This is a genomic window from Bartonella sp. SL320, assembly GCF_059687635.1.
On record NZ_CM185143.1, the window covers coordinates 711968 to 733713 of the forward strand.

Here is a 21746-nt window from a genome sequence, read left to right on the forward strand (position 1 = left end):
GCATGTTATTTTGAAATACAAAGTATTTTAGATAGAATATGTTTTCTTTAAATTTGTAATCATTTACAGCAATATCAACGTCTCTAGAGTATTTTTATATTGCATTTGTGTCTTATATTTTCTCCTTTATTACGGCATGTTATAAAATGCATCTTTTGAATTTTCTGTTTGTTTTTATGAGCACCATGAGTGCAAAGGATTCTGCTTTTACTTTTAAATGAAGCGTGCAAGAATATGTATATTTAGTTGGCTATGGCGAGTGCTTTTGAGCAATTTAGTGTGCGTGTGTAGGTTTGCCGATGTGCGTCTTGGGACTTTTGAACAATGCTGGTAATTTCTTGTGCTTTCTGTTCTGATACACCAATACTTTTAGCAAGTGCTTCATAGTCATTTTTTTTGATTGCATTAAACTCTTGTGATGAGAGACGATATTCTAATTGGCATACAAAAGCGCGGAGCTCTTTGTGCAACAGAGGAGATTGAGACAAGATTTCACTTTGTTTTTCTGGTGATAAGCAAAAGAGATTTTGCAAATTTTGACTCGGCTTCTCTACTGCTGTTCCACAACGTTGTTGTTCGATTTTATATTCTTGGCCGATTGAATAATACATATATTTTACAGAATGGGTAAAATTTGTCACCGCTTCACAAAGAAGATCAAGAGTATTTTCAGCATTTGCGCGTGTTTGACTTTTAAAACAAAGAAAATCGACACCTGCAAGATGAGCAATAAAACGAGGAGAATGTGCAATCTGATCAGCAAGCTGTTGACCTAATTCTGGATTTTTAATAATTGCTTCTACCTGTTTGTTTAAAGTATTTGAGTTTCCATAAACAATTTTTGACAATTTTTGAATTTGCTCTTGCGCTGTTTGGACACGGGTACTTTCCGCAACCATTTTGGAAAATTCACTTTCTGTTAAAGGTGCTAATGCTTTTTGGGGGATGAGTGTGTTTTCAAGTTCTTGCACTTGTGGGGTTTTAAAGGTAAATTTATCGCCAAGCTTTAATGTTTTCAGTTGTTCTGGTGTAAGATGTTCTTTATTGCCGATGATATAAACGCCTTGCACATCGAGCACAAAGCCATTTAAATGAGCTCCTCTATAGATCCCTGCATACGCTTCACCTTCTTTTGCAGTCATAACAAGGCGATCATTAACATTGAGCCCAAGCTCTTTCATGTTATCCATGAATTCTTGTAAAGCACATATTTTTTCTGGATGAGAGATATCTTCAAAAAGATCTGTTATCAGTTGTGTATTGCCGTATTGCATTGCTTGAATGCAGGCTGTCGTCATACGTTCTTTTGTTGCGAGTGAAAAGTCAAGTCGATGGCCTGCAGCTTGAGCAAGTTTTTCAAAAAATAATAGTTCTGTGTGTTCATTGCCATCTATGAATGGATGTATATGTTTGAGAGAGATAAACAATTTTACAGCTTCAGAAATAAACTCTGTGCGCGTTAAGCCTTTCAAATTATTTTTTTCAGCAAGTGTTTTATCGAATTTTTCCAAGCCTTCGTGGATTTCATGAACACTTGCCAAATTATTATCCCATTCCGCTCTTTTCATGAAGGGCATCTCGGCAACAGTGCCATCTGCAAATGTGAAAGGGATCGTGCGGATTTGTCCTGCCCATTCAAATGTATTCTTAAATAAATGGTAATGGATATGGCATAGATAAGCACTATCAAAGCATTCTGGCAGCTCTTCTTCACGAAGATTTTTTATACTCTGTGCTGTATCATGCGAACATTTTTCTAAAAAAAGCTTTACATCTGTTGTTTCATATTGGTTTTTAAAGACCTTGCTATCAGGATAGAGATAATTATAAGGAGAAGGGATTCCTTTTGTTTTTGCTTTTGCTTTTGGCATCGTGGCCTCCTTATAATATTGTGCTGTCCATGAGCATGTTCAATTCTTCCAGTGAGATATTCCTTCTTGCGTATTCTTCTAAAATTTTAAGCGCTTTGAAATGAAGTGTTTTTCGGCTATCTTATGAGAGGGGATGATGGAGCTAACGGTTTCATGGCGCTGTTTTAATTCTCCTGCTATCATTGATAAAAGATTTTCTGTTATCTTTGTTAGCATTTATTCTTTATTTTCTGCTTTTCAACAATCGTCTTGAAAAAGCCTTTTTTAAAAAGAGTGACCTGTTTTTAGTTCCCACCAAAGATATTTCGTTGTTTGAAGGGATCATAATAAATTTCTGTGACCTTAAATTTGCCTTCAATCCGTTTGCATTGGATAATGATATCAATCATTGAAATCAACAGTCCTCGAATATCATCACGCTCTAAATCACTCCCCCCATCACTTTCTTTGACCAAAAGGGTCATTTGCTCAAAGGCAGCAAGGGCTGTTGAGGCATGAACCGTCGTAATGGAACCTGGATGTCCTGAATTAACATTGCGGATATAATAAAAGGCTGTACCATCTCGAAGCTCTTGCAAAAGAATACGGTCAGGACGCATCCGTAAAGATGATTCAAGCAATTCTTTAGGGCCAACGGAGGCTAAGCCTTGTCCATCTTTTGAATAAACCATCGAAACATGGTTTGGATGCGGGATCACCAATTCTTGTGTGTCTTCAATGGTGATAATACGTTCATCTTGAGGAATTTTAGCGATCAATGCTTTTGATAATGTTGTTTTTCCCGAACCGGTTTTTCCCGCAATCAAAATATTTTTTTGGCATTTGACAGCTTGATTTAAAAAGGAAACAAAGTCTTTATTACAATAAGCATTGGCTAAGTCATGTTCGATGATTTTGAGTTCGTTAAAACGAGAAGGATAATCATTCAATGGCGTGAAAGAGATCTGCTCACAGTGCGAGAAAAGACCTTTATTGGCAAGCTCTTCGAGAGAAAAACTTTGTGATGAGGGTTTACGAATGGTCATGCTAATCGTATTTTTTTCGACAGCTGGTGGAATGACAATTTGAATGCGCTCATTACCTGGTAGGGTGGCGGATAATATTGGGTTCTTGTCTGATATATTTTGCTTGGAATAGGACGCGACAACTTTCGCAATACCCATAAGCTCATTAAAAGACAGGGCCGGTGCTTCTATTGTTTTCCATCCTTCCCTCCCTTCCGTCATTACTTGATAGGGACGATTGATAACAATTTCAAAAAGACTCTCATCTTTCAAAAAAGCACTGATCGGTTCAAGTTTTGTAAGAACAATAGCAACAGCTTCATCGCTCATGGTGTGTAAGGATTGATTCATTCTAAAGGTATCGCAGAATTTTTGTAAAAGTTTCTTGAAACAGCTCGATTGATAATCTGTTTTTTATTTTCGGTGACTTTTAATTTATAAACGCTGGAAAAATCTAAATCGCGAGCAACAAAAACGTTGACCATTTCCCCTTGATTTTTGGATAGGGTTGGGGGAATATTAGCGTAATTTTCGACAAGAATATTGGCAATGTTTTGTCCTGAAGAGAGCGTTTCATTTTCTTCTTTATCTTGTTTTTTTGCTAAATGTTTATTGGCATAGCTTGTTGCGTCTTTTATCAAGGATACAAGAAGGGCAGAGCCGATCCTCTCTAACCAATGATTATCAATATCACCGTCAATACCAGAACGTCCTAAACTGTCTGTTGCCGGTGACGCTAAGGATATAATGACCCCATTGGGCGTTTTGGCTCTGTTCCATAGCACAAAGAGACGGGTTTGACCTTTTTTTAATCCGCCGCGATATTCACCAACAATTTGGGTGCCTTTATCAAGAAGAACAACACGACCATTGTCGGATAAAATATCTCTGGAGACAATACAACTGGCAAAACCTTGTTGATCACTGTTGATGGCTGTTTCTAAGATACAAGGGATAGATGTTCCCATCGTGATAATATAATTTCGATTGCCAAGGGTTGAAGCACGAATGCCTTCAAGCACTGTAGGTTTGAGAAGATGATTAAAGCGTTGTGTTGTTTCATCAGGATTGTTTTCCAGTTGGTAAGGCAAAGTCCCCTCATTGCTTTGTGCATCTGTTTTGCCTTGCTGTGCATTTGCATAAGCTAATACAGGAGAACGTCGTGCTGCTTCCAACAGGGGATCATCAGAGTTTAATTGTTTGATGTTAGGTACTGGTAGCTCGACTTTGGGTAACAGAGCCTTATTGCGGTGAGGCTGTTCAGGGGAGGGAGGGGCAGGCTTTGCAGGGCGGAAAAGCTCTGTTTGTTTGATAACTTTTCCTTCTTTTAAAGATTCAATTGGTTGTTTTTTCTCTATCGGTTGTTTTTTGTCTGTGACAAGTGTTGAATAAGCTAAATAAAAACAGACACTGAAAAGAATAATAAGAGCAATTGCTTTTCCTACATTGCTCTGTTGATTTTTTCCTTGAGCATTTTTGATGGTATCGCGATCATTAATGTTTTTTTCATCCACGGTGTTATTCATGGCTGCTTCCTATGTTCACTTTACGTTGTACAGATGGTGATGTCGTCCCTGTTTCGGGGTTAATTCCTTCTGGAACAAACCTTCTATTAAAGATGCATAATACTTCATTCCCACGCCGTAGCGTGAATTGTGCCGCTGTTGCATGAACAATGACCTTGTTGCCTTTAATCGATTTGGGAATAAGGGATTCTTGCCCATCAGGCGATACAAGGTAAATGGCAGGGATTTCAAGATTACCTAAAAAAGTAAAAGTGGTGGTTTTCCCATTATCATAGACAGAAGCAGGTTCAATGAGGGATGAGCCTTGGGCTTCATAAGCCCAATTGCGTGGTCCAAAATCTTCATGGATATTTAAAATATCATTGACAAAGTTTTCTTCACGTTGTTTGGCTTTTTCGGCTTCGACTAATTTTTTGCGTAAAGCTTCATCTTCTGGATAACGAAATTTTACCAAGAAATAAGTCTCATTGCCAGCAGAAACATCACCTTCACGTACTTGCAACTCAAATTGATAAGAGCGTTGTGTCCCATCTTGGCGGCTTGTGACGATTTGTAAATTGGTTACAGGCTGTACTTCACGTGGTTTTAGAAAAAGAAAGTGTCCAGCTGGAGCCACTTGCCAAGCAACAGAGTTTCCAATGCCTACATAAGTTACTTCTTCATCATCAGCAAATTCAAGTTGAACCGAAGAGCGAATGGAGCCAATGATTTGTACGACGTTGTAGGGGTCATAATTGACAAATCTGATACGGTTATCTTTGCGTGCACTAACAGGTGCTGTTTCCGCGAATGTGAAGACTGTGTGAAAGCTGAGCGTGATCGTAAAAATTAAAAATATTATTTGTAAAAGTCTGATCATTTTATCACCTCTGGATCAGATCTATATTCCGACACTTGAAAACCAAGTGGATTGATGAGACGATCAGACGTTGAAATGTGTGCGTTCACGTAAGAAAAATTTAAGAGGGAGATCCAATGGGAAATATTTTCTTTTTCATTAAAATCTCTGACCGTTTTATAGTAACGAACTTGGATAAGATCTTTGCTTATAAAAGAGATTGATTTTATTGTGACTGTCGCAATCATGTTATGATAAATATTTTGCGGACTTTCTGGATTATTGCCTGCGTACCATTTCGCAAAACGGTTTTGTTCCTTTGGAGAAGATAAAAGAGAGATCAAGCGAAAATTATTTTCTGCTTCTGATGCTTGAAAACCTTCACGGGCACGAACATATTGGCTGGCAAAATAACGGGTTATTGCTTCATCATAGTCGTTAGGGGAATCTTTTAGGGCGCTTACAGTCTCAATGATGCCGGTTGAGTTATCAACGCGGATAACAAAAGGTTCTACAGTTTTCAAGGGTGTTAAAGCTGCGACAGCTAAAGCAAGCGCAATTGTCATCAATCCCAAAAGTACTGTTAAAGCCATGGAAATTTTCATCCGCACGCGCATGCTATGCATGCGATCAATATCAAATGAGCGTGCTTCTTTTATATATTCTTCAAGGGCATCACTTTTCACGCGTAACCTCCACAGTTTTATCAGATTGTGCTTCAGGAATGACCGGCTTTAATAAAGCTGGATGAATTGCTAAGTTGGCTGTTGCTTTTTCACTTTCCAAAGTATTGAGAATAATAGGGGTGGTGACAGACTTCACAGTCTTTTCTGGAAAGGCAATGTTTTTATTGTCCCAATTCCACTTATCTTTATTGAGAGCACGTGTCTGTTTGCCATTACAGCGTGGTGGTTTTTTCGGCCCACTCAAAGAAGCACAGCCGGCAAGCGCGATTGTTAGGATCATAACAAAAGTTATATTTCGTTTGATTTTTTGAACGCACAAATATCTTGGAATACAATGCATGAGAGCCTTTTATTTTGAATATTTTTACAAGTTTATGGGATGCAAGATTATGATTGGTTTTGTTGTAAGACCCAAGATGTTGGGCCTTACACAGAACAAGATTATGGTGCATGCGCCTGTTAGCGCACGCAAGGCAAAAACAAAAATTCTGCTGCTTTTGAGGTGCTTTGTCTTAAAATCGACCACGACCACCTCCATATCTTCCTGCTTTTGCTGCCGCGCCTTTAGCAGCATTACCGGCAGCCCCTGAGATTTGTAAAGCGGCACTTTTTACGGCATTACCACTTGCTCTTGCACTATTGGCAAGCATTGTGAAAATTTGTCCGCCTGAAGAGACACCAGCGCTAAAGTATGGTCCACCAGAGGCGAGTGCTGTAGCAATACCAGGAAGCGCACGGAAGATAATAACCCCTATGATCGAAATGACGATGACAGGAGGGAATAAAACGTAGATTGATTCATAGGAAACGTTGAGAACCTGTAGAATAACTTGACATATAATGGTTCCAAGCATGATCACAAGAACTTGTAAAATAGTAAAATTGACCAAAGTTGTGATCCATGCATCGGTATATTTTCGCGTTGCATTGAATAAATATAAACTAATGAACAGAGGTCCAAGACCTATAATCATAACCAGCGCAACTTGTGCAAACATTTGCACAATAAAGCCACCTATACAAAAGAGAATGACACCGAGAAGCATGATAGAACCAAGAAAGCCCACAACAATCTTTTCAAAAAACCAAGCTTTTTGTAAGACTTCTTGATAACGGTGACTTGCCTTCAACAAAATATAATCAAAAACATTGGAGTTTGCAGGATTGCTGTTCAACGCATTCCCAATGGCGTTGGACAAATCATTAAAGAAAATATCTTTGACATACGTGTTAAATGTCTCTGCATTCGTTGCCATTGTTGTTACAATAACAATTTTAACAACATTATTGAGAAGACTGTGCATGGAAAGCGCAACGCGACCTGTCATAACATTATAGCCATAAAGAAAGATAAAAATGATGGCAGCAAGATTTAAGGGCGCTGAAATAGCAGAAGATAACCCACTCACCGTTGTATTCATCACATTGTCGAGGGGTTTTAAAATATACCCAGAAATGCTTGCAAAGGGAGAAAACTTATCAAATGTAGGGAAATTATAGTTTGACATCTGCGCCAGCACTCTCAAGTTTTTCTTTGAGTTTTTGTTCTTCTTCCTTTAATTGTGCTTGGAGGTGTTTACGATTTTCTTGCTCCTTTTCTTCACGTATTTCTTCTCTTGGTTTTGTATCTCTGGCTTGAATCATATCAAGAGCTTGGAGTTTTAAAACATTTGCTTGAAGGCCGGCTTGAAGAAGAGAAGCTTCTACTTGAAGTTCTTGCTGAACGGCTCGAAGTTTCTCCAATTCTTCAGGGGTAGTTTTTTTTGTCGTGCCTGTTAGTGCACTTATTTGTGATTTAACGTTTTCAAGTTTATCACTTATCTCTTTGATTTTTTTTGAAGTTTCAACTGCAGTCTTATAAATGCTTTCAGCAGTTTCTGATTTTGCAGCATCAAGTTTTTGTGTGGTGTCGAGTGCTTGTTTATAATAGTCATCCACATCAGGTGTCGTTTGTGATAGCGCAGGTGAAATAAAAGAAAAAGATAACAGTGCCACTAAGCTATATTTTTTCATTGGTTTGTTCTCCTTTGATAAAATATGGGCAGCCATTTTTCAGGGTCTGCGCCATATTCGCTGATAATTTCATTCATGAGTTCAATATTTTTTGTTGTGCCGCTTAAGACGGCGATCTCATCGTTCATTCCACGCAAATTAAGTTCTGCAACGACGGAACTTTGTCCTTGTTTGACGAGAAAACGACGGGATTCTCTGCTTAATTCCGACTGTATCAGTTCAAATTCACGCTCAGTGAGTTTGAAAGCTTCGACATAATCATGGTAATTTGCTTTTTGATTGGGAAAAAATATTTGGGTAGGGCATTGCTCAATAATTGTATGTGCAATTGTGGAGTTCAAAGCGTCTTTGGGGCTTTGTGTTGCAAAGAGCATCATGCCATTCTGTTTACGGATTGTTTTGAGCCGATCTTGCGCAAAAGCTTTGAAGGAATCGTCTTCTAATGCTTTCCAGAATTCATCAACGACAATAATAATGCGCCGTCCATCAATCAGATCAAGAATGCGGTGAAAGAGATACATCATCAAGGGGCGCCGAATTTCTTCATTGTCTAAGAAATCAGTCATGTCATAGCCAATAAATTGTGCATTTAAATTGAGATCATCTTGGTCATTATCAAAAACCCATCCCAAATCATTGCCTCTAATCCAGCGTTGTAGCCGTATGGCAATCCCTTCTTTGGAGGTGTTATCAAAAAACAGTTGAAGGGCACCAAGAGAGCGTTGTGTTGGAGGTAAGTTTTCCAAGGAATCGATGGCGTTGGCGATATCTTGTCGCTCTTCTTCGGTCACAGTTTGTCCTTCACTCGTTACGAGCTTTAAGATCCAATTACGAAGAAAAATTTTATTTTTTTCGTTGTATTCCATGCCCTTTAAGGGAGCAATACCGGTGGGTTGTCCATTTTTTAAAGGTTTATATTTTCCACCTCCAGCCCGTACAAAAATCTCTGCTCCTTGATCTTTGTCAAAAAAAACCATGGTTGGATTGTGTTTTTGTAATTGTGCAAGCAGAAAATTAACAATCACCGTTTTACCAGATCCTGATGGACCACAAACAAAAGTGTTTCCAAGATCACCATAATGAAAATTAAAATAGTAAGGTGAACCGGCTTGTGTTTTTAGTAATGCGACAGCTGCTCCCCAAACATTATCGTTCAGTTTGCCAACGGGGAAAGAATGGAAAGGCGATAAAGCGGCAAAATTTCTGCTGGTAATGGCGCCTGAACGTGCACGATAGCTAAAGTTTCCAGGTAATTGCGCCCACCATGCGGCTTCTAGTCCTAAATCTTCTCTGGCAATGACAGCGCCCCCATTGGTTAAATGAGAACGGGCTTTTGATAAGTTCTCAGTCAATATTTTGGGATGATCCGCAAAAACGGCTAGAGAGATGTGATGTTCACCTAAAACAAAACGGTTTGACTCTAAATCATCTAGGGCTTCATCCAGCGCATCAATTTGTGAGCTCGCACGGTCGGCTGAATTAATCATTTGATTTTGCTTGCGGCTCATAATTGCACTGGCGGCTGCTTTACTTTTAAAAACAAAGGATTGCGTTAAGATGAATTCAAAGGGTACTGTAAGCAAACCATCAGTCATTCCTGGGCGGGTTTTAGAAGGGTATTCTTTCCATCCAAACATACCGACAAAGCGTTCATTGCTCTCATGGCGAATTTCGATAATTTCTTTGCCAAAAATAACTCGATCTGAGTAAATTGTTGAGGCAATGGTGCCAAATGTAAGAGGAATACGTTCACGTCTTCCACCCACCAGCTGATGGAGAAATTCACTTTGCTCTGAAAATAAAATCCCTTTATGTTCATAAATTGATAGGAGACGAACTTCATATTCTTCTAAACCTTGCATGAGATCTTGGCTTAATTCTTCGAGTTTACGAATAGCTTCTGCGTCAGGTTCAGATTGTGTTTTTTTTGCTTTGCTTAAGCGTTGAAAAAATGAAGCCAATTGTTCTGTTTTATCCATTGCTGGATTCCAAAGCAGTGAAATAAATAGATCATTTCGATACAGCTCTTGCGAAACCATTTTCTTTTTGTATTTTTCATCTAATGTTGTGGCAAAAGAGGAAAGAAAATGTCCTTCTGGATAAATTGTTTCACGGCGGCGAATGATGTGAGAATATAAAGCAACCCGTTCATCTGCGATATTTTTCAAAAGAGTGTTTAATTGGTTGTGTAAAGAATTGAGTTGATCAATATCTGCTGTGTCAAAATTGACACCTTCAACAGCCATAACAACCATTAAACAGCGTGAATTTAACGCAATAACATGCTGGTTGATATGGCGGATATAGGGAATATATTCTTCAGGCAAAGTTTCCCGTTTCATCATTGTTATCTGTTTCACCGGTTTTATTCCTTCAGCTTAGTTCCTTATAAGTGCGGATAAGACGTAAGGGGGAAGTCGATCCCCCTCCCCATCGGCTGAGATTTTTTTGCTTTCCTCTTGTATTGAGCCAGGCAAATAATACGCGAAATTGGTTGTGGTCATATTTTGTCACTTCACGCAAAATAAAGTGCATCCCGATGCCTAAACCAATCATGGTAAAACCACTGGTCAAAATAAAGAGAATGGAGGTCGCCATGACATTAAGTGCCATCGCTTCCATTGTAACACCGGCAAACATGGCAGGTCGTGTACAGGCAAGGAAAAGGGTATCTTCGTTCATTTTATGTCGTTGTACCCACTAATTTGCCGACGAGAGCGGGAGCTCCAAAAACAATACCAATACCAATAATACAGTAAGCTGCTTTGCGTAAATCAATAAAACCGTACATCCAACCAATACCCACCGCGGCAACGCATATAATAGCAATGAGCTTTGCTGTTGAACCCGTCATCATTGTAACAATGTTGTCTAAAACACCATCAAGATTTCCAAATCCCCCTCCACTAGTAGTAGAAGCAGCATAAGATAGATCGGACACACACACTGCTGTAAAAAACAGCATGGTTACGATAAAAATGATGTTCTGGAATCTATTATCTGTCATTTTACCTCTCTTTAACAAACAATATTCGTTCATATGTTGACATTCCATTGTCTCTAGCACTTGGAGAATTCTGTCATTTTTTATGACAGCCTAAACGCCGCATTTTTTGTTCTAAAAGTTTTGATCGTTGATCTTCTCACTCTCAAACTCTTCTTTAAGAGACAGCAGTCTTTTCAAATTGAGATTGTGTTATATGAAAATGGCAATTTTAAGTTGTGTTTGTTGATCAAGACAACAATATTAAAACAAGGCAAGAAAGAATATTATTCTTTACAAAATGTAGTTAATATGCAACACAGATATCTTGATTTTTTTCTTTAAAAACAAGGGTATTACTGATAATATCATGTGAAAGGAGAGAAAAATAATGAATTTTTTGAGCGAGTATGTCAAGAGATGCTATTTAAACTGATTGTTATTATTTACATTATGGGTTCCATAGTTTGGGGATTAATCCAGTACAAAGATAAAATAGATTTCAGCGTTTTTAAAACATTTAAGACACAAGATATCCAAGATGTTGTTGATCTCTACAAGGAAGAAAAAAAATTAAGGCAATTGATCTCCAAGAAGCCATTCGAAGAAAATGAACCAGCACCCAATCTGCAAAAGAGTATTGTATCAAACGATAGGGTCAATCATGCTGTTGTTTTTCATGGTCGGGCATCTGTTACCAGTGGGGTCACATTTAAATTACTTACACCTGCCGCACAATCTTGGCGATCCCATACGACCCGTGATATTCATCTTTATGGCGTAGACACATGTTCACCTCGTCAAAAAGCAAAATTAAAGGATCAAGAATGGCCCTGTGGTGTGGTTACAATGGCTTGGCTTGTTACCAAAACACTTGATCAGGATGTATCCTGTAAGCAGGCTTTTATGCACAATGGTGTTTATTATGCGCAGTGTTTTGTTCAGGGGGGGGATTTAGCCGAGGTCGGTCTTAGCGAAGGTATGTTGGTGCTTTCAACGGAGGGTAAAAATCCTATTCCAACACAGTATCATCATGCAGAAGAAAAAGCGCGTGACAATAAGATTGGTCTTTGGTCAAGTGATTTTACTGAACCTTTCAAGTGGCGGCGCGATAATGGCTCTTACAACCCGTTTGCAAATCCGTGATTGGTATCATTAATTCTCCTTGATGGTTTATTGCAAAAGTGAGTGAGATCGGGACAAAATTTACTTATAAGTCTCATAAAATGCTGTTCTTTGAGATTGGTGATGTGAATAAATCAATGGGCTCACTTAAAAAGCTGGATTGTTGCATTATTTACAGATTGGATTGAGTTTAAGAGTTTTTACGCTTAAAGGAGCACTGGAAGTTAACTTTTTAGGCTTTTCTTGCTCGTAAAACCTCATGGAATATTATCCTTTGAGGTCTAGAAGTGTTTGCCCCAAGTGGAATTGTTAGACAAGATACTAGATTGTAAGCTGGTGCTTTTAAACACGAGAATAGGTTAAGAGGACAGAACTTTTTCAAATTTGAAACAATCAAAAGATGTGTCGCTCAATATTTTAAGGCTTGTATCATGAATTGTTTTCATTAGGACTCAATGAGTGTGCGCTCGCCATGATGTTTTTTGAGATATTTTCAGAGAAATATTGATGAAGCGGCATGAAGGCTTATGAAGAGAAAGTCATGTTTCCTATCGTCAAGAAGCCAATCAAGTAGAATCTGTAAAAAAAACGCGTTGTTTATAAATTGCTGGGCTTTGTTCTTAGAATAGAAAGCAGATTAAAGGATAGAGATCATTTAAAACATTTTAATTTTGATCAGAAATGAGTTTTAAAATGGCTTTCTGTTTTACCGTGGTGAGAATTCTAAAACTTTTTAACAGCAAATATTCTTCTTTGTTTGAAGCAATTTCATCATGATGGTACGGGGCGTTTTCGTTTGTGATGATACCCGCATAAAAAAAGGAAACTGGAACATTTAAAATATCGGAAATTTCCTTTAACCGTCCTGCGCTGACACGATTTAAGCCGTTTTCATACTTTTGAATTTGTTGAAAACTTATCCCTAAAGCATCTCCTAATGTTTTTTGAGACATTCCCAACATTTTTCGCTTCAAGCAAATTTTTTGCCGACAAAAAGATCAAGTTTAAGATTGTTGGTTTGCATTTTTTCCTCCCGCCGGTTGCGAGCGCCCTCGCACGAGTATTCCGGGAGTAACAAGCACTGACCTCGAATCAGCTTTTTGCTTTTAGTGCGTAAGACGCACCTGGACATAGCAAAATCTCCCGGAATTCCGGGATATCCGCAAAGCGGGATAAATTTATGTATCGAGGTTTCGGGCTTGTTTTCCCTATTGATCGTTGCGTGTGCGACCAAAACATCTCCTCATGTGTAAAATAATTTTAGGAGCTTGGCAATAAAAATCATTTTTTTGAAATGGATAGATTTTTTTTAAATGAGAAGGGGGTTTTCAAATTTTCTCATATTTGTTTGCCAAAATCATGCTATCAGTCCTGCTTTTGGTAAAGGGAAAAAACAAATCCACGGAGTTTAAGATTAAGCCCTCTAGGGGGCGCTTAACGAAGATTATGATCTATAAAAAAGGTTTGTTTTTTTCACGCGTCTTTAGAAGTATGATAAGAGGGGCGCGCTCAATGAACACACAAAACTACAATCGAAACAGAATAGATTGGGGTGTGCGTATATTCATGTGCTTGTTTTAAAGAGACCTTTTCAAGGCTCGCACTCATTTCACAACGACGCTTTATGAAGTGTATAAAGGTAAAGCTTCTATGGATAGAATAAAAACGATATTTTTCGCTTTACTGAAAAAAAGATGCACGACAGCCTATATTACTGGCACATAATTTTTATTTGTTCAAAATGTTATGAAAGTTTTTGCATTTGAGAAAAAGGGATATTTTATTCTTTATCTTTAAATGTTTTTATTATTCATTCCACTTATGAATATGCAAACGAAGTATTTTGATTGATTCAATATCAACAGGTTTGAAATAAGAAAAGATATTTTGGCTTTTTATTAAGCGTGAATCATAAATGATTGTTTTAAATCAATGATATTATACTGAAAAAAGCGGTTTTTAGGCGGTTTTTTATCCGTTTATTTTCTCAAGTTTAAAAACTTGAGTGTTTGCGCTAAAAAACTGAATCAATGCAGTTGTTGTTAAGACTTGAAGTTTTGATGAGAAAATGGGCATTGTGGAATGAGAAGCTTTTGCTATAAAGCGTTTTAAAATTTTGCAAAGCTTAACGATAACGGATTTATTTTATCATTTCTTATAATCTTTATAAGCGATGCAAAGTTGGGATAGGGTGTAAAAAAGCGGATGACAGAAGTTTTATCTTTCGGTAAGTACTTTTAAAGTAAAAGACAGCTTGATTAAGTGATACATAGAGATAGGTGCACCATGAATGAACTTACCCATATTGAGACTGTTATAGCGCATTATGATGCTGTTTTTTGTGATGTGTGGGGTGTTGTACATAACGGTGTGCAGGCCTTTGAACCAGCGTTGAAAGCATTGCATAAAATTCGACAAATGGAAAAAACGGTTATTTTATTGACCAATTCTCCTCGACTACGGGAAGATGTTGCGGCTCAATTACAAAGCATGAATATTCATCGTGATTATTATGATGCCATTATTACGTCAGGGGATGTCACGCGTGATCTGATTTGTGCTGCGCCGCGTAAAGTTTTTTTCATTGGTCCACAACGTGATTTGGTGCTGTTTGAAGGGTTGGCGTGTGAGCTTGTTGAAGAATGGGAAGCTTCTGTTGTTGTTTGTAGCGGTTTTCTTGAAGATTTTGAGGAAGAACCCTCTGCTTATGAGGAGATGTTTCGTCGCATAAGAGCGCGGAATTTACCTTTTATTTGTGCTAATCCTGATGTGATTGTCCATTATGGCAATAGGGAATTTTGGTGCGCTGGTGCATTGGCACGTCTTTACCAGCAATTAGGTGGGGAAGTGCGCATTGCTGGAAAACCCCATGCGCCTATTTATGAGTGTGCTTTTGAAAAACTTCAGGAAATACGTGGAACAGTAGAAAAAAGTCACGTTTTAGCGATTGGTGATGGTCTTTTGACGGATATTAAGGGGGCGGCTCATTTTGGTCTTGATGCCCTTTATATTATGGGGGGGATTCATCGTTATGATTATACGCAAAATGGTGTGATGGATAAGCAAGCTTTGCATTCTTTTCTAGAACGTCATGGTTATAAACCAAAAGCAATCATGTGGACACTTCAGTAATGGCGAATTTTTTACGTCTTCAGGGGACTCATATGTTTCCCTCGGCTTGGCGGGGAGCCGTATTGGCACTTGGAAATTTTGATGGTGTTCATCGTGGACATCAGGGGGTGTTGCAAAAAGCTCTTGATTTTGCGCGGATAAAAAAGAAACCCGCTGTTGTTTTAACCTTTGAACCGCATCCAAGAAGTTTTTTTCAACGCTCAGCGCCTGTCTATCGTTTGACAGAGGCAGCTGAAAAAGCTGAAATTTTTAAAATCCTTGGTTTTGATGGCGTGATTGAACAGCCGTTTGGTGCTCAATTTGCAGCTCTGTCAGCGGATGAATTTATTAGGTCGATTTTAAAGGAAGCTTTCGATGTTTCCGTTGTGGTAACAGGTGAAAACTTTCAATTTGGTCATCAGAAAAGTGGAAATGTCCATCTTCTTTGCCAAAGAGGAAAAGAAGAGGGATTTCAGGTCGTGCAAGTTCCTTTCGTGCAAGTTCCTTGTGTTTCTCATACATGCGTTTCTTATTCTCAAGATTCACAACCATTGATCATTTCCTCTAGCTTTATTCGGCAACTTCTTTCACAAGGGAAAGTGGATAAAGCGGCCTATTTGTTAGGGTATCACTATCGGGTATGCTCCAATATTATTCAAGGCGATAAACTTGGACGTCTTTTGGGGTTTCCTACCGCTAATCAGATGTTAGCGCCTCAAGTTCGTTTGGCACATGGCGTTTATGCGGTACGTTTGCGTCGTGCTAACGGTGTGTTGCATGATGGGGTTGCAAGCTTTGGATGTCGTCCAACCGTTGTTAAAGATGGGGCGCCACTTTTGGAAACCTATTTATTTGATTTTAACGATGACCTTTATGGAGAAAGCTGTACCGTTTCTTTTTTCCAGTTTTTGCGCGGACAAGAAAAATTTGATGGGCTTGAATCTTTGATTGCACAAATGCACCGTGATGAACAAAAAGCAAAGGAAATTTTAAAGACAGCCCAACCCGTATCAAAATTGGATCAGTTGCTTAATTTTAAAAATATGCTCTAAGTTTATCGGAAAAAGAGAGAAGAGCTGTAAAAATAGCACTTAAAGTGATGATTATCACAAACAGATATTCCAAAATATCATGGAGTATATGTTTTTCCCGTTGTTGAGAGGGAGAATCGAATATCTGAAGATCTGATTGAGGCATTGTCTTTTTCAAAGTTCATTTTATGGCATTTGTTGTCAATCAAAAGTTTACTGCTTGTTTCTTTCTGATCCGTTAAAATCCATGATGAAAAGTCAATGAATAAGCACACGGCACATTTGGCAAGAATAGAAGTGGGAGAATGGCTGTTTTTAAAATTTCTGGCGTTTTTAAACTTTAGAATTTTACAAAATTTAAAATCGATTACTTTTTCATTTAAAAATTTATTGCTTCATCAATTTGCATGCATTTTTAGGACTTTAAGGGTGGAGTGCCTATTTAAGAAAAAACTTGCTTATCGAGTTCTATAAAGTCGTCCTATGAAGGGAGAAATCCAAGGGGAAGGTGCAAGACAAAGATTATTGACCAAATATTGTTTCCAGATCGGTTTAGGTGAAAGAATCTCTGTCTTTTAGAGCGTATGATAAGTGTGTAAAACCTATGATTCAAGACGTGCTAAACGATAAAGATGTCGTGAACGCGTTCCGTGATGACAATAAGCGAGAAGAGGCAGAGACGCTGTTTTTAAAATGTTTTGCATGGCTTCAACATCTGATTTTTCTATGGTCGGAGGAGAAATGGGAATGTGATAAGCTTTTATGCCATAGTCATTTGCCATCGCTTTAATACTCGAAAAATCAGGCTGATGAGGCTCTTCATGATCGGGGCGGTTACAGATAATTGTTTTAAAACCAGCTTGCGCTAATGTTTTGATATTTTCTATGCTAATTTGGCCACCGATAAAAATATCAGGATCAATTTGTTGTAAATTCATTTTTGTTTATTCCCAATCGCATTATCTTCATGATACTCTCAAGTCACTAAAAGGACATGATGAAGATAAGATTTTCAAGAATATCTTAACAAAAATATCCTTTTTGTCGAGAAGATCTGATTGGAAAAATGCGCTGTTAAGGTGCAAAATATTCTACTGCGCAATATGTTTGTTATTTGATCTTGGGCAATGCATTGATTTATAATGATAATCGAGTGTTACTTAACTTGAATGAGAACTCTGGATACCATGAGGGTTGTCTTGGTTCAAATCTATTTCGTTTGGTGCGTTCGTCTTTTTACATGAGAGTCATGCTCCTATTTAAAGATTGCAATCAATAAAAGCGTGAGGCAATAAGCAATTTTTATTATTTAAATGATATTGTCTTAAGATATCTTTTAAAGTTGTAATGCTAAATGAAGGAGAGATGAGAAATTGTTTCTCCCCTTAAGCACGGTGCCTGTTTTTTCTCCATCGATTATTCCTAGTTTTCTTTTTATTCATTGTTGTTGTGAAGTACGAGAACATTCCATTAGAGTGTTTGTTTACATGCAGAGATATCCTTATTTCTCTCAACCTCATTTCACTTGGTTATGTGTAAAGAGTATAAAATTTATTGTGCACCCCCATTTTGGGTTCAAGAAAAGAGACAAGCCGGCATCATTATCCAAAGGCTTACCCATATTGTAACAGTTCTTTTGACATTTAAGACCTTTCATAAGAAGTATTTTTATTCTTTTTTTCAGTTTTTGTGTCTCATATGTCAGTTCTGTTGGTGATGGCAGATAAGTGATTTTAATTGATTGAAGATAAGAGTGCGGAAATGCGTGAATTTTATAGATTTTTCTTCTTTCATTCAACATTTAAAACCGTAAATTCTCTTGGGTAATTTGTTATTTCTTTAGCGTAGAGCCTATTTCTCAAGCTCGTATGCCGTGGTCTTCATGAAGGGCGAAGCCCAAGGGATCTTATGAAGACAGTGTTATTGATTAGATTGATATGGATTTAAGAAATTTCATTTCAAGGTGGGGGAAGGGAGTGTAGCTCTTGTTTAAATTTATCTTTTTATCTTCAAGAACACAATCGTCATAATATTTTGGGGCTCATGCTAAAAGAATAGTATAAAGAAAGAGCGTCTTTTTTGTCGTAAAAATTAAGAAAAGTAGCTGTTTTATATGTGTTGGATGCTTGCTTATTTTGTTATTTTCTGTATTATCGTAAAAACGATAATGCTGAAAGGCGTCATGAATGATCATTGGACTTTTGAATCAAAAAGGGGGTGTCGGAAAAACCACGTTGAGCGTGAATCTGGCGGCTAGTTTTGCGCGTACTGGAGCACGGGTATTGCTCATAGATGTTGATCCTCAGGGGAGTGCATTGGATTGGGCTGCCGCACGTGAAGAGGCTCCTTTGTTTTCAGTTATTGGTTTACCGCGTGCAACGGTTCACAAAGAGATTGCGCAGATTGGTCATAGTTATGATCATATTATTATTGATGGTCCTCCGCGTGTCACTGATCTGGCGCGGAGTGCTCTTATGGCTTCAGATTTGGTGCTTATACCGGTTTTGCCTAGTCCCTATGATATTTGGGCTGCTGATGGAATTGTAAAATTGATTGATGAAGCACGCGTTTATAAAGAAAATCTCAAATCTGCTTTTATTATTAATCGTAAAATAGTCAATACAGCGATAGGGCGAGATGTGAACGAAGCTCTTGGCATATATCCCGTCCATGTTCTTTCTTCTAGCGTTGCACAGCGTGTAATTTTTGCAGAAGCTGCAGCACAGGGCAAGGCTGTTTATGAAGTTGATAAGCAAGGACCAGCAACAGCAGAGATTGAAGCTGTTGCAGCGGAAATCAAGGAGTTAGCGTGATGAATAAAAAAATTAAAATTGGCACGAAACCAACCAATAAATCCATTCCTTTAACCGCTGATGCATGGGTAGAAAACCACAAAGGAAACACAAGTGGAGAGATGAAGCGCCTCACAATTGATATACCAGAAACTTTGCATCGGTTAATTAAGGTCAGTTGTGCAAGTCGTGGAACTAAAATAGCTGATGAAGTGCGCGAATTGCTTGCAAAAAAATACGGAAAATAAAAAATGATATAAGATGATAATAGATTTTTGTTGTTTTAAAAAGACGATATCAGTTTGTTTTGCGCGGCGTTAATTATGATAAAAGCGCTTTTCTTTTTTCTTCAATATTGCTTCATTTAAGTTGTTTTCATGAGATTCATTTCATGAAAGAGCTATGAGCTTATGAAAAATTCTCTGCTTCAACTTTTTCCTTATAGACATAATCTATCATTATAGTTTTCAGCCTTAGAATATTGCGATAGTCTTTTCATTTAGACGATTCATAAAAGCCACTTTTCTTCTTTTTTTCCCATTTTTACCCACATGCCAGCTCCACTTTTGATGTGCAAGAGGCATGATTTTGATTGATGCAAGATAAGCAGATTTAAAATGAGAGAAGCTTATGATATTAGTTTTTTTCACTCTAGTTGAATAATACTCTATTATGATGAAATAATATCTTGTCATTTCATTATCATTCCCCTTGTTATTAATATCTTTGCTGAATAGATCAGTTTCTTCTTTCAATAAAAATTATCGTGAGCATGATTTTAAATGTGAAGTTGTTTTTTTATTTTACTGAATACATGGGTAAATAATGTCAATTAACAGTAGCCTTGTTTCCTTTTTTCTGCTACACAGTACTCCATTTTTTAAATTCTATTCATGTTTATAAAGGGGGGGGTAAAAATCAATAAAGCTGATTGATATGGATGCATTATAAGATGTCCGCATAACCACAGAAGTTATTGAACAGGCTATAAAAAGTATTTCTTGCATTGATATGATTTTATAGTTTGCGTATTGAATGCTACTTGATGATAAGCAGGGGATAGTCTTTTTTATTGCTATTAGAGGGTATAGGATTTTTTTAGAATTTCTATTGGTATTTATAAAGTGCAGGTGGGGATTTAAAGTTTTTTTCTTGCTCGGCGGATTAAAAAATAAGTCAGAGCACAATCAGATCATTAAAAGAGTTTTGTTTCGTTTGAAGAAAATTTGCAATAGATCTAGGCATGATGAATTTTTGAATAAGATATTCGTGCTGCTTTTCATGATAAATGGTGGCTTGAAGAAAAATGATTAAAAAGCTTTTTGCAAATGTCAAGCGATTAAAACTGCTGCTGAAGTCTCAATAGTTCAAATATAAAGAGCCGCTGCTGAGATAGCATTACAAATGCAAGTGTGATCCATAAAGCAGCTCTCATGATACAACATAGTGGCGTTGAGTATGCGTATTTGTCAAAGGAAAGCGATAGATAAGAGCACGATAAAGGAATTTTGTAAATTCAACGACGTCGTAATTAAAGTATTAAACAAAGAGAGGGAAAAATCATGAACAAGATCATTATGACGGCACTATTATTTTGTACAGGGCTTGTCGCTGTTGGTTGTGAGAAAACCTACAGTGTAGAAGACTTTAAGAAGGATAAAAAGTTGATGGAAAAATGGGGAAAGAAATGCGATAAAATGGGCCCCTCTGCTTTTTCAACCAAGAACTGTCAAAATGTTATGCAAGCCGATATGGAACTTTTTCAAGAGCATTATAGAAATCTTGCAAAGAAACTCCGTGAAAATAGCAAAAATGGGAATGAAACTGAAAAACAGCAGGACAATCATTAAATTATAAACAATATCGATAAAAGGATGCTTTCTTCGCATTCTATTGATTTTAAAGATTGTAAAACATTGCGTGCAGAGGAGGGGATTTAGAGTTTTTGAAAATGCACAATGAACCGAATGTGCAATTTTAAGGAGATGCTCAATTGTATCTTAAACTTTTTAAATTTGAAAAAAGCGGAGTTTGTTGATGAACAAAGTTATTATTATAGCATTGCTGCTTTGCGTAGGGGGTGTTGTTGCTGGTTGTGAAGAATCTTATAGTGTTGAAGATTTTAAAAAAGATGAAAAATTATTCAAAGAATATGCAGAAAAATGTGGATGGACAGGTAATTCGAAAAGCTGTAAGAATATGCGGTTAGCTGATCGTGAATTTGCTGAAGAACGTAGAAAAAAAGCAGACGAAAAATATCGTAAGTTTAGAGACGAGTATAATAGAAAGCAAATAGAAGATTATAATAGAAAGCTAATGGAAGATAGAGATAAAAGGATTTCTGAAGAGGAAAAGCGAAAATCTGAATAAAAAACAAAAGAAAAATCTGAAATGCAAGAGGGTGGTGGTTGGTATTAGAAAAGGAGAGGGGGGCCTATGAAGCTAGTTGTTATCACAGCACTATTATTTTGTACAAGGCTTGTCGCTGTTGGTTGTGAGAAAACCTACAGCGTAGAAGATTTTAAGAAGGATAAAAAGTTGATGCAAGAATGGGGAAAGAAATGCGAGAAAATGGGAGCCTCTGCTTTTTCAACTAAGAATTGTCAAAATGTCATACAAGCCGATATGGAGCTTTTTGGGGGACATTAATTAAAGAACGAAGGAAGTTATTATCTTAATCAGGGATTGGATAATTATTGGTATTATTACGTTTTTTGGGAGTTTTGTCTCTAACTTTTTGGGGGCTTTTAAATGGCTTTAAAGAAT

20 protein-coding genes and 1 pseudogene are annotated in these 21746 nt (G+C 37.5%); 8 read left to right on the forward strand and 13 right to left on the reverse strand.

Features of this window, described 5'->3' with window-relative positions:
• Positions 1-242: 242 nt before the first annotated feature.
• The 11 genes from AC6ER8_RS02845 to AC6ER8_RS02895 all read right to left on the reverse strand — a co-directional run bounded on the left by AC6ER8_RS02845 (position 243) and on the right by AC6ER8_RS02895 (position 10945).
• Positions 243-1871: a BID domain-containing T4SS effector gene (locus AC6ER8_RS02845; protein WP_497079156.1), complete on the reverse strand. Its 1629-nt coding sequence runs from the start codon at positions 1869-1871 to the stop codon at positions 243-245.
• Between the two features lie 284 nt (positions 1872-2155).
• Positions 2156-3226 (reverse strand): P-type DNA transfer ATPase VirB11, encoded by a 1071-nt coding sequence (gene virB11 / locus AC6ER8_RS02850; RefSeq protein ID WP_497079158.1) that lies wholly within the window; start codon positions 3224-3226, stop codon positions 2156-2158.
• Positions 3223-4401, reverse strand: a complete 1179-nt coding sequence (gene virB10, locus AC6ER8_RS02855; RefSeq protein WP_497079160.1) for a type IV secretion system protein VirB10 — start codon at positions 4399-4401, stop codon at positions 3223-3225. Before virB10 ends, virB11 begins: the two co-directional genes overlap by 4 nt.
• Entirely contained in the window at positions 4394-5260 is an 867-nt protein-coding gene (virB9, locus tag AC6ER8_RS02860) for a P-type conjugative transfer protein VirB9 (protein ID WP_497079162.1), read from the reverse strand. The genes virB10 and virB9 overlap by 8 nt, the downstream gene beginning before the upstream one ends.
• On the reverse strand, positions 5257-5961 hold the full coding sequence (locus tag AC6ER8_RS02865) for a VirB8 family type IV secretion system protein (protein ID WP_497079580.1): 705 nt from the start codon (positions 5959-5961) through the stop codon (positions 5257-5259). Before AC6ER8_RS02865 ends, virB9 begins: the two co-directional genes overlap by 4 nt.
• Positions 5915-6229, reverse strand: coding sequence for a type IV secretion system protein VirB7 (locus AC6ER8_RS02870; protein WP_497079581.1), 315 nt, complete (start codon positions 6227-6229; stop codon positions 5915-5917). Before AC6ER8_RS02870 ends, AC6ER8_RS02865 begins: the two co-directional genes overlap by 47 nt.
• Positions 6230-6437: 208 nt before the next feature.
• Entirely contained in the window at positions 6438-7433 is a 996-nt protein-coding gene (locus AC6ER8_RS02875; protein WP_497079164.1) for a TrbL/VirB6 family protein, read from the reverse strand.
• Positions 7420-7938 (reverse strand): type IV secretion system protein VirB5, encoded by a 519-nt coding sequence (locus AC6ER8_RS02880; protein WP_497079166.1) that lies wholly within the window; start codon positions 7936-7938, stop codon positions 7420-7422. Before AC6ER8_RS02880 ends, AC6ER8_RS02875 begins: the two co-directional genes overlap by 14 nt.
• Complete coding sequence (locus AC6ER8_RS02885) at positions 7935-10289, reverse strand: VirB4 family type IV secretion/conjugal transfer ATPase (protein WP_497079583.1); 2355 nt, start codon at positions 10287-10289, stop codon at positions 7935-7937. The genes AC6ER8_RS02880 and AC6ER8_RS02885 overlap by 4 nt, the downstream gene beginning before the upstream one ends.
• Positions 10290-10311: 22 nt before the next feature.
• Complete coding sequence (locus AC6ER8_RS02890; RefSeq protein WP_497079168.1) at positions 10312-10620, reverse strand: VirB3 family type IV secretion system protein; 309 nt, start codon at positions 10618-10620, stop codon at positions 10312-10314.
• Position 10621: 1 nt separating this feature from the next.
• Positions 10622-10945: a TrbC/VirB2 family protein gene (locus AC6ER8_RS02895; protein ID WP_497079169.1), complete on the reverse strand. Its 324-nt coding sequence runs from the start codon at positions 10943-10945 to the stop codon at positions 10622-10624.
• Positions 10946-11341: 396 nt separating this feature from the next.
• Here AC6ER8_RS02895 and AC6ER8_RS02900 point away from each other — a divergent pair, with 396 nt between their 5' ends.
• Positions 11342-12067 (forward strand): hypothetical protein, encoded by a 726-nt coding sequence (locus tag AC6ER8_RS02900; protein ID WP_497079171.1) that lies wholly within the window; start codon positions 11342-11344, stop codon positions 12065-12067.
• A gap of 644 nt (positions 12068-12711) precedes the next feature.
• Here AC6ER8_RS02900 and AC6ER8_RS02905 read toward each other — a convergent pair.
• Positions 12712-13070 (reverse strand): annotated as a pseudogene (locus AC6ER8_RS02905) (helix-turn-helix domain-containing protein).
• A 1262-nt stretch (positions 13071-14332) separates the two neighbouring features.
• Between AC6ER8_RS02905 and AC6ER8_RS02910 the strand changes: the two are divergent.
• Both AC6ER8_RS02910 and AC6ER8_RS02915 read left to right on the forward strand, forming a co-directional pair.
• Positions 14333-15178 carry a TIGR01459 family HAD-type hydrolase gene (locus tag AC6ER8_RS02910; protein ID WP_497079173.1) on the forward strand — a complete coding sequence of 282 codons (846 nt, stop codon included), beginning with the start codon at positions 14333-14335 and terminating at the stop codon, positions 15176-15178.
• Positions 15178-16209 (forward strand): bifunctional riboflavin kinase/FAD synthetase, encoded by a 1032-nt coding sequence (locus tag AC6ER8_RS02915; protein WP_497079175.1) that lies wholly within the window; start codon positions 15178-15180, stop codon positions 16207-16209. The genes AC6ER8_RS02910 and AC6ER8_RS02915 overlap by 1 nt, the downstream gene beginning before the upstream one ends.
• Positions 16210-16790: 581 nt before the next feature.
• Here AC6ER8_RS02915 and AC6ER8_RS02920 read toward each other — a convergent pair.
• On the reverse strand, positions 16791-17126 hold the full coding sequence (locus tag AC6ER8_RS02920; RefSeq protein WP_497079177.1) for a protein tyrosine phosphatase family protein: 336 nt from the start codon (positions 17124-17126) through the stop codon (positions 16791-16793).
• Positions 17127-18374: 1248 nt separating this feature from the next.
• Here AC6ER8_RS02920 and parA point away from each other — a divergent pair.
• The 5 genes from parA to AC6ER8_RS02945 all read left to right on the forward strand — a co-directional run bounded on the left by parA (position 18375) and on the right by AC6ER8_RS02945 (position 21629).
• On the forward strand, positions 18375-19001 hold the full coding sequence (parA, locus tag AC6ER8_RS02925; protein ID WP_497079179.1) for a ParA family partition ATPase: 627 nt from the start codon (positions 18375-18377) through the stop codon (positions 18999-19001).
• Positions 19001-19228: a plasmid partition protein ParG gene (locus tag AC6ER8_RS02930; protein ID WP_497079181.1), complete on the forward strand. Its 228-nt coding sequence runs from the start codon at positions 19001-19003 to the stop codon at positions 19226-19228. Before parA ends, AC6ER8_RS02930 begins: the two co-directional genes overlap by 1 nt.
• Before the next feature lie 1314 nt (positions 19229-20542).
• Positions 20543-20830, forward strand: a complete 288-nt coding sequence (locus tag AC6ER8_RS02935) for an EexN family lipoprotein (RefSeq protein ID WP_497079183.1) — start codon at positions 20543-20545, stop codon at positions 20828-20830.
• 187 nt (positions 20831-21017) lie between these two features.
• The gene (locus tag AC6ER8_RS02940; RefSeq protein WP_497079185.1) at positions 21018-21350 is read left to right on the forward strand and encodes an EexN family lipoprotein; all 333 of its coding nucleotides are present in this window, start codon (positions 21018-21020) and stop codon (positions 21348-21350) included.
• A gap of 66 nt (positions 21351-21416) precedes the next feature.
• Positions 21417-21629 (forward strand): EexN family lipoprotein, encoded by a 213-nt coding sequence (locus AC6ER8_RS02945; RefSeq protein WP_497079187.1) that lies wholly within the window; start codon positions 21417-21419, stop codon positions 21627-21629.
• The last annotated feature ends 117 nt before the right edge of the window (positions 21630-21746 follow it).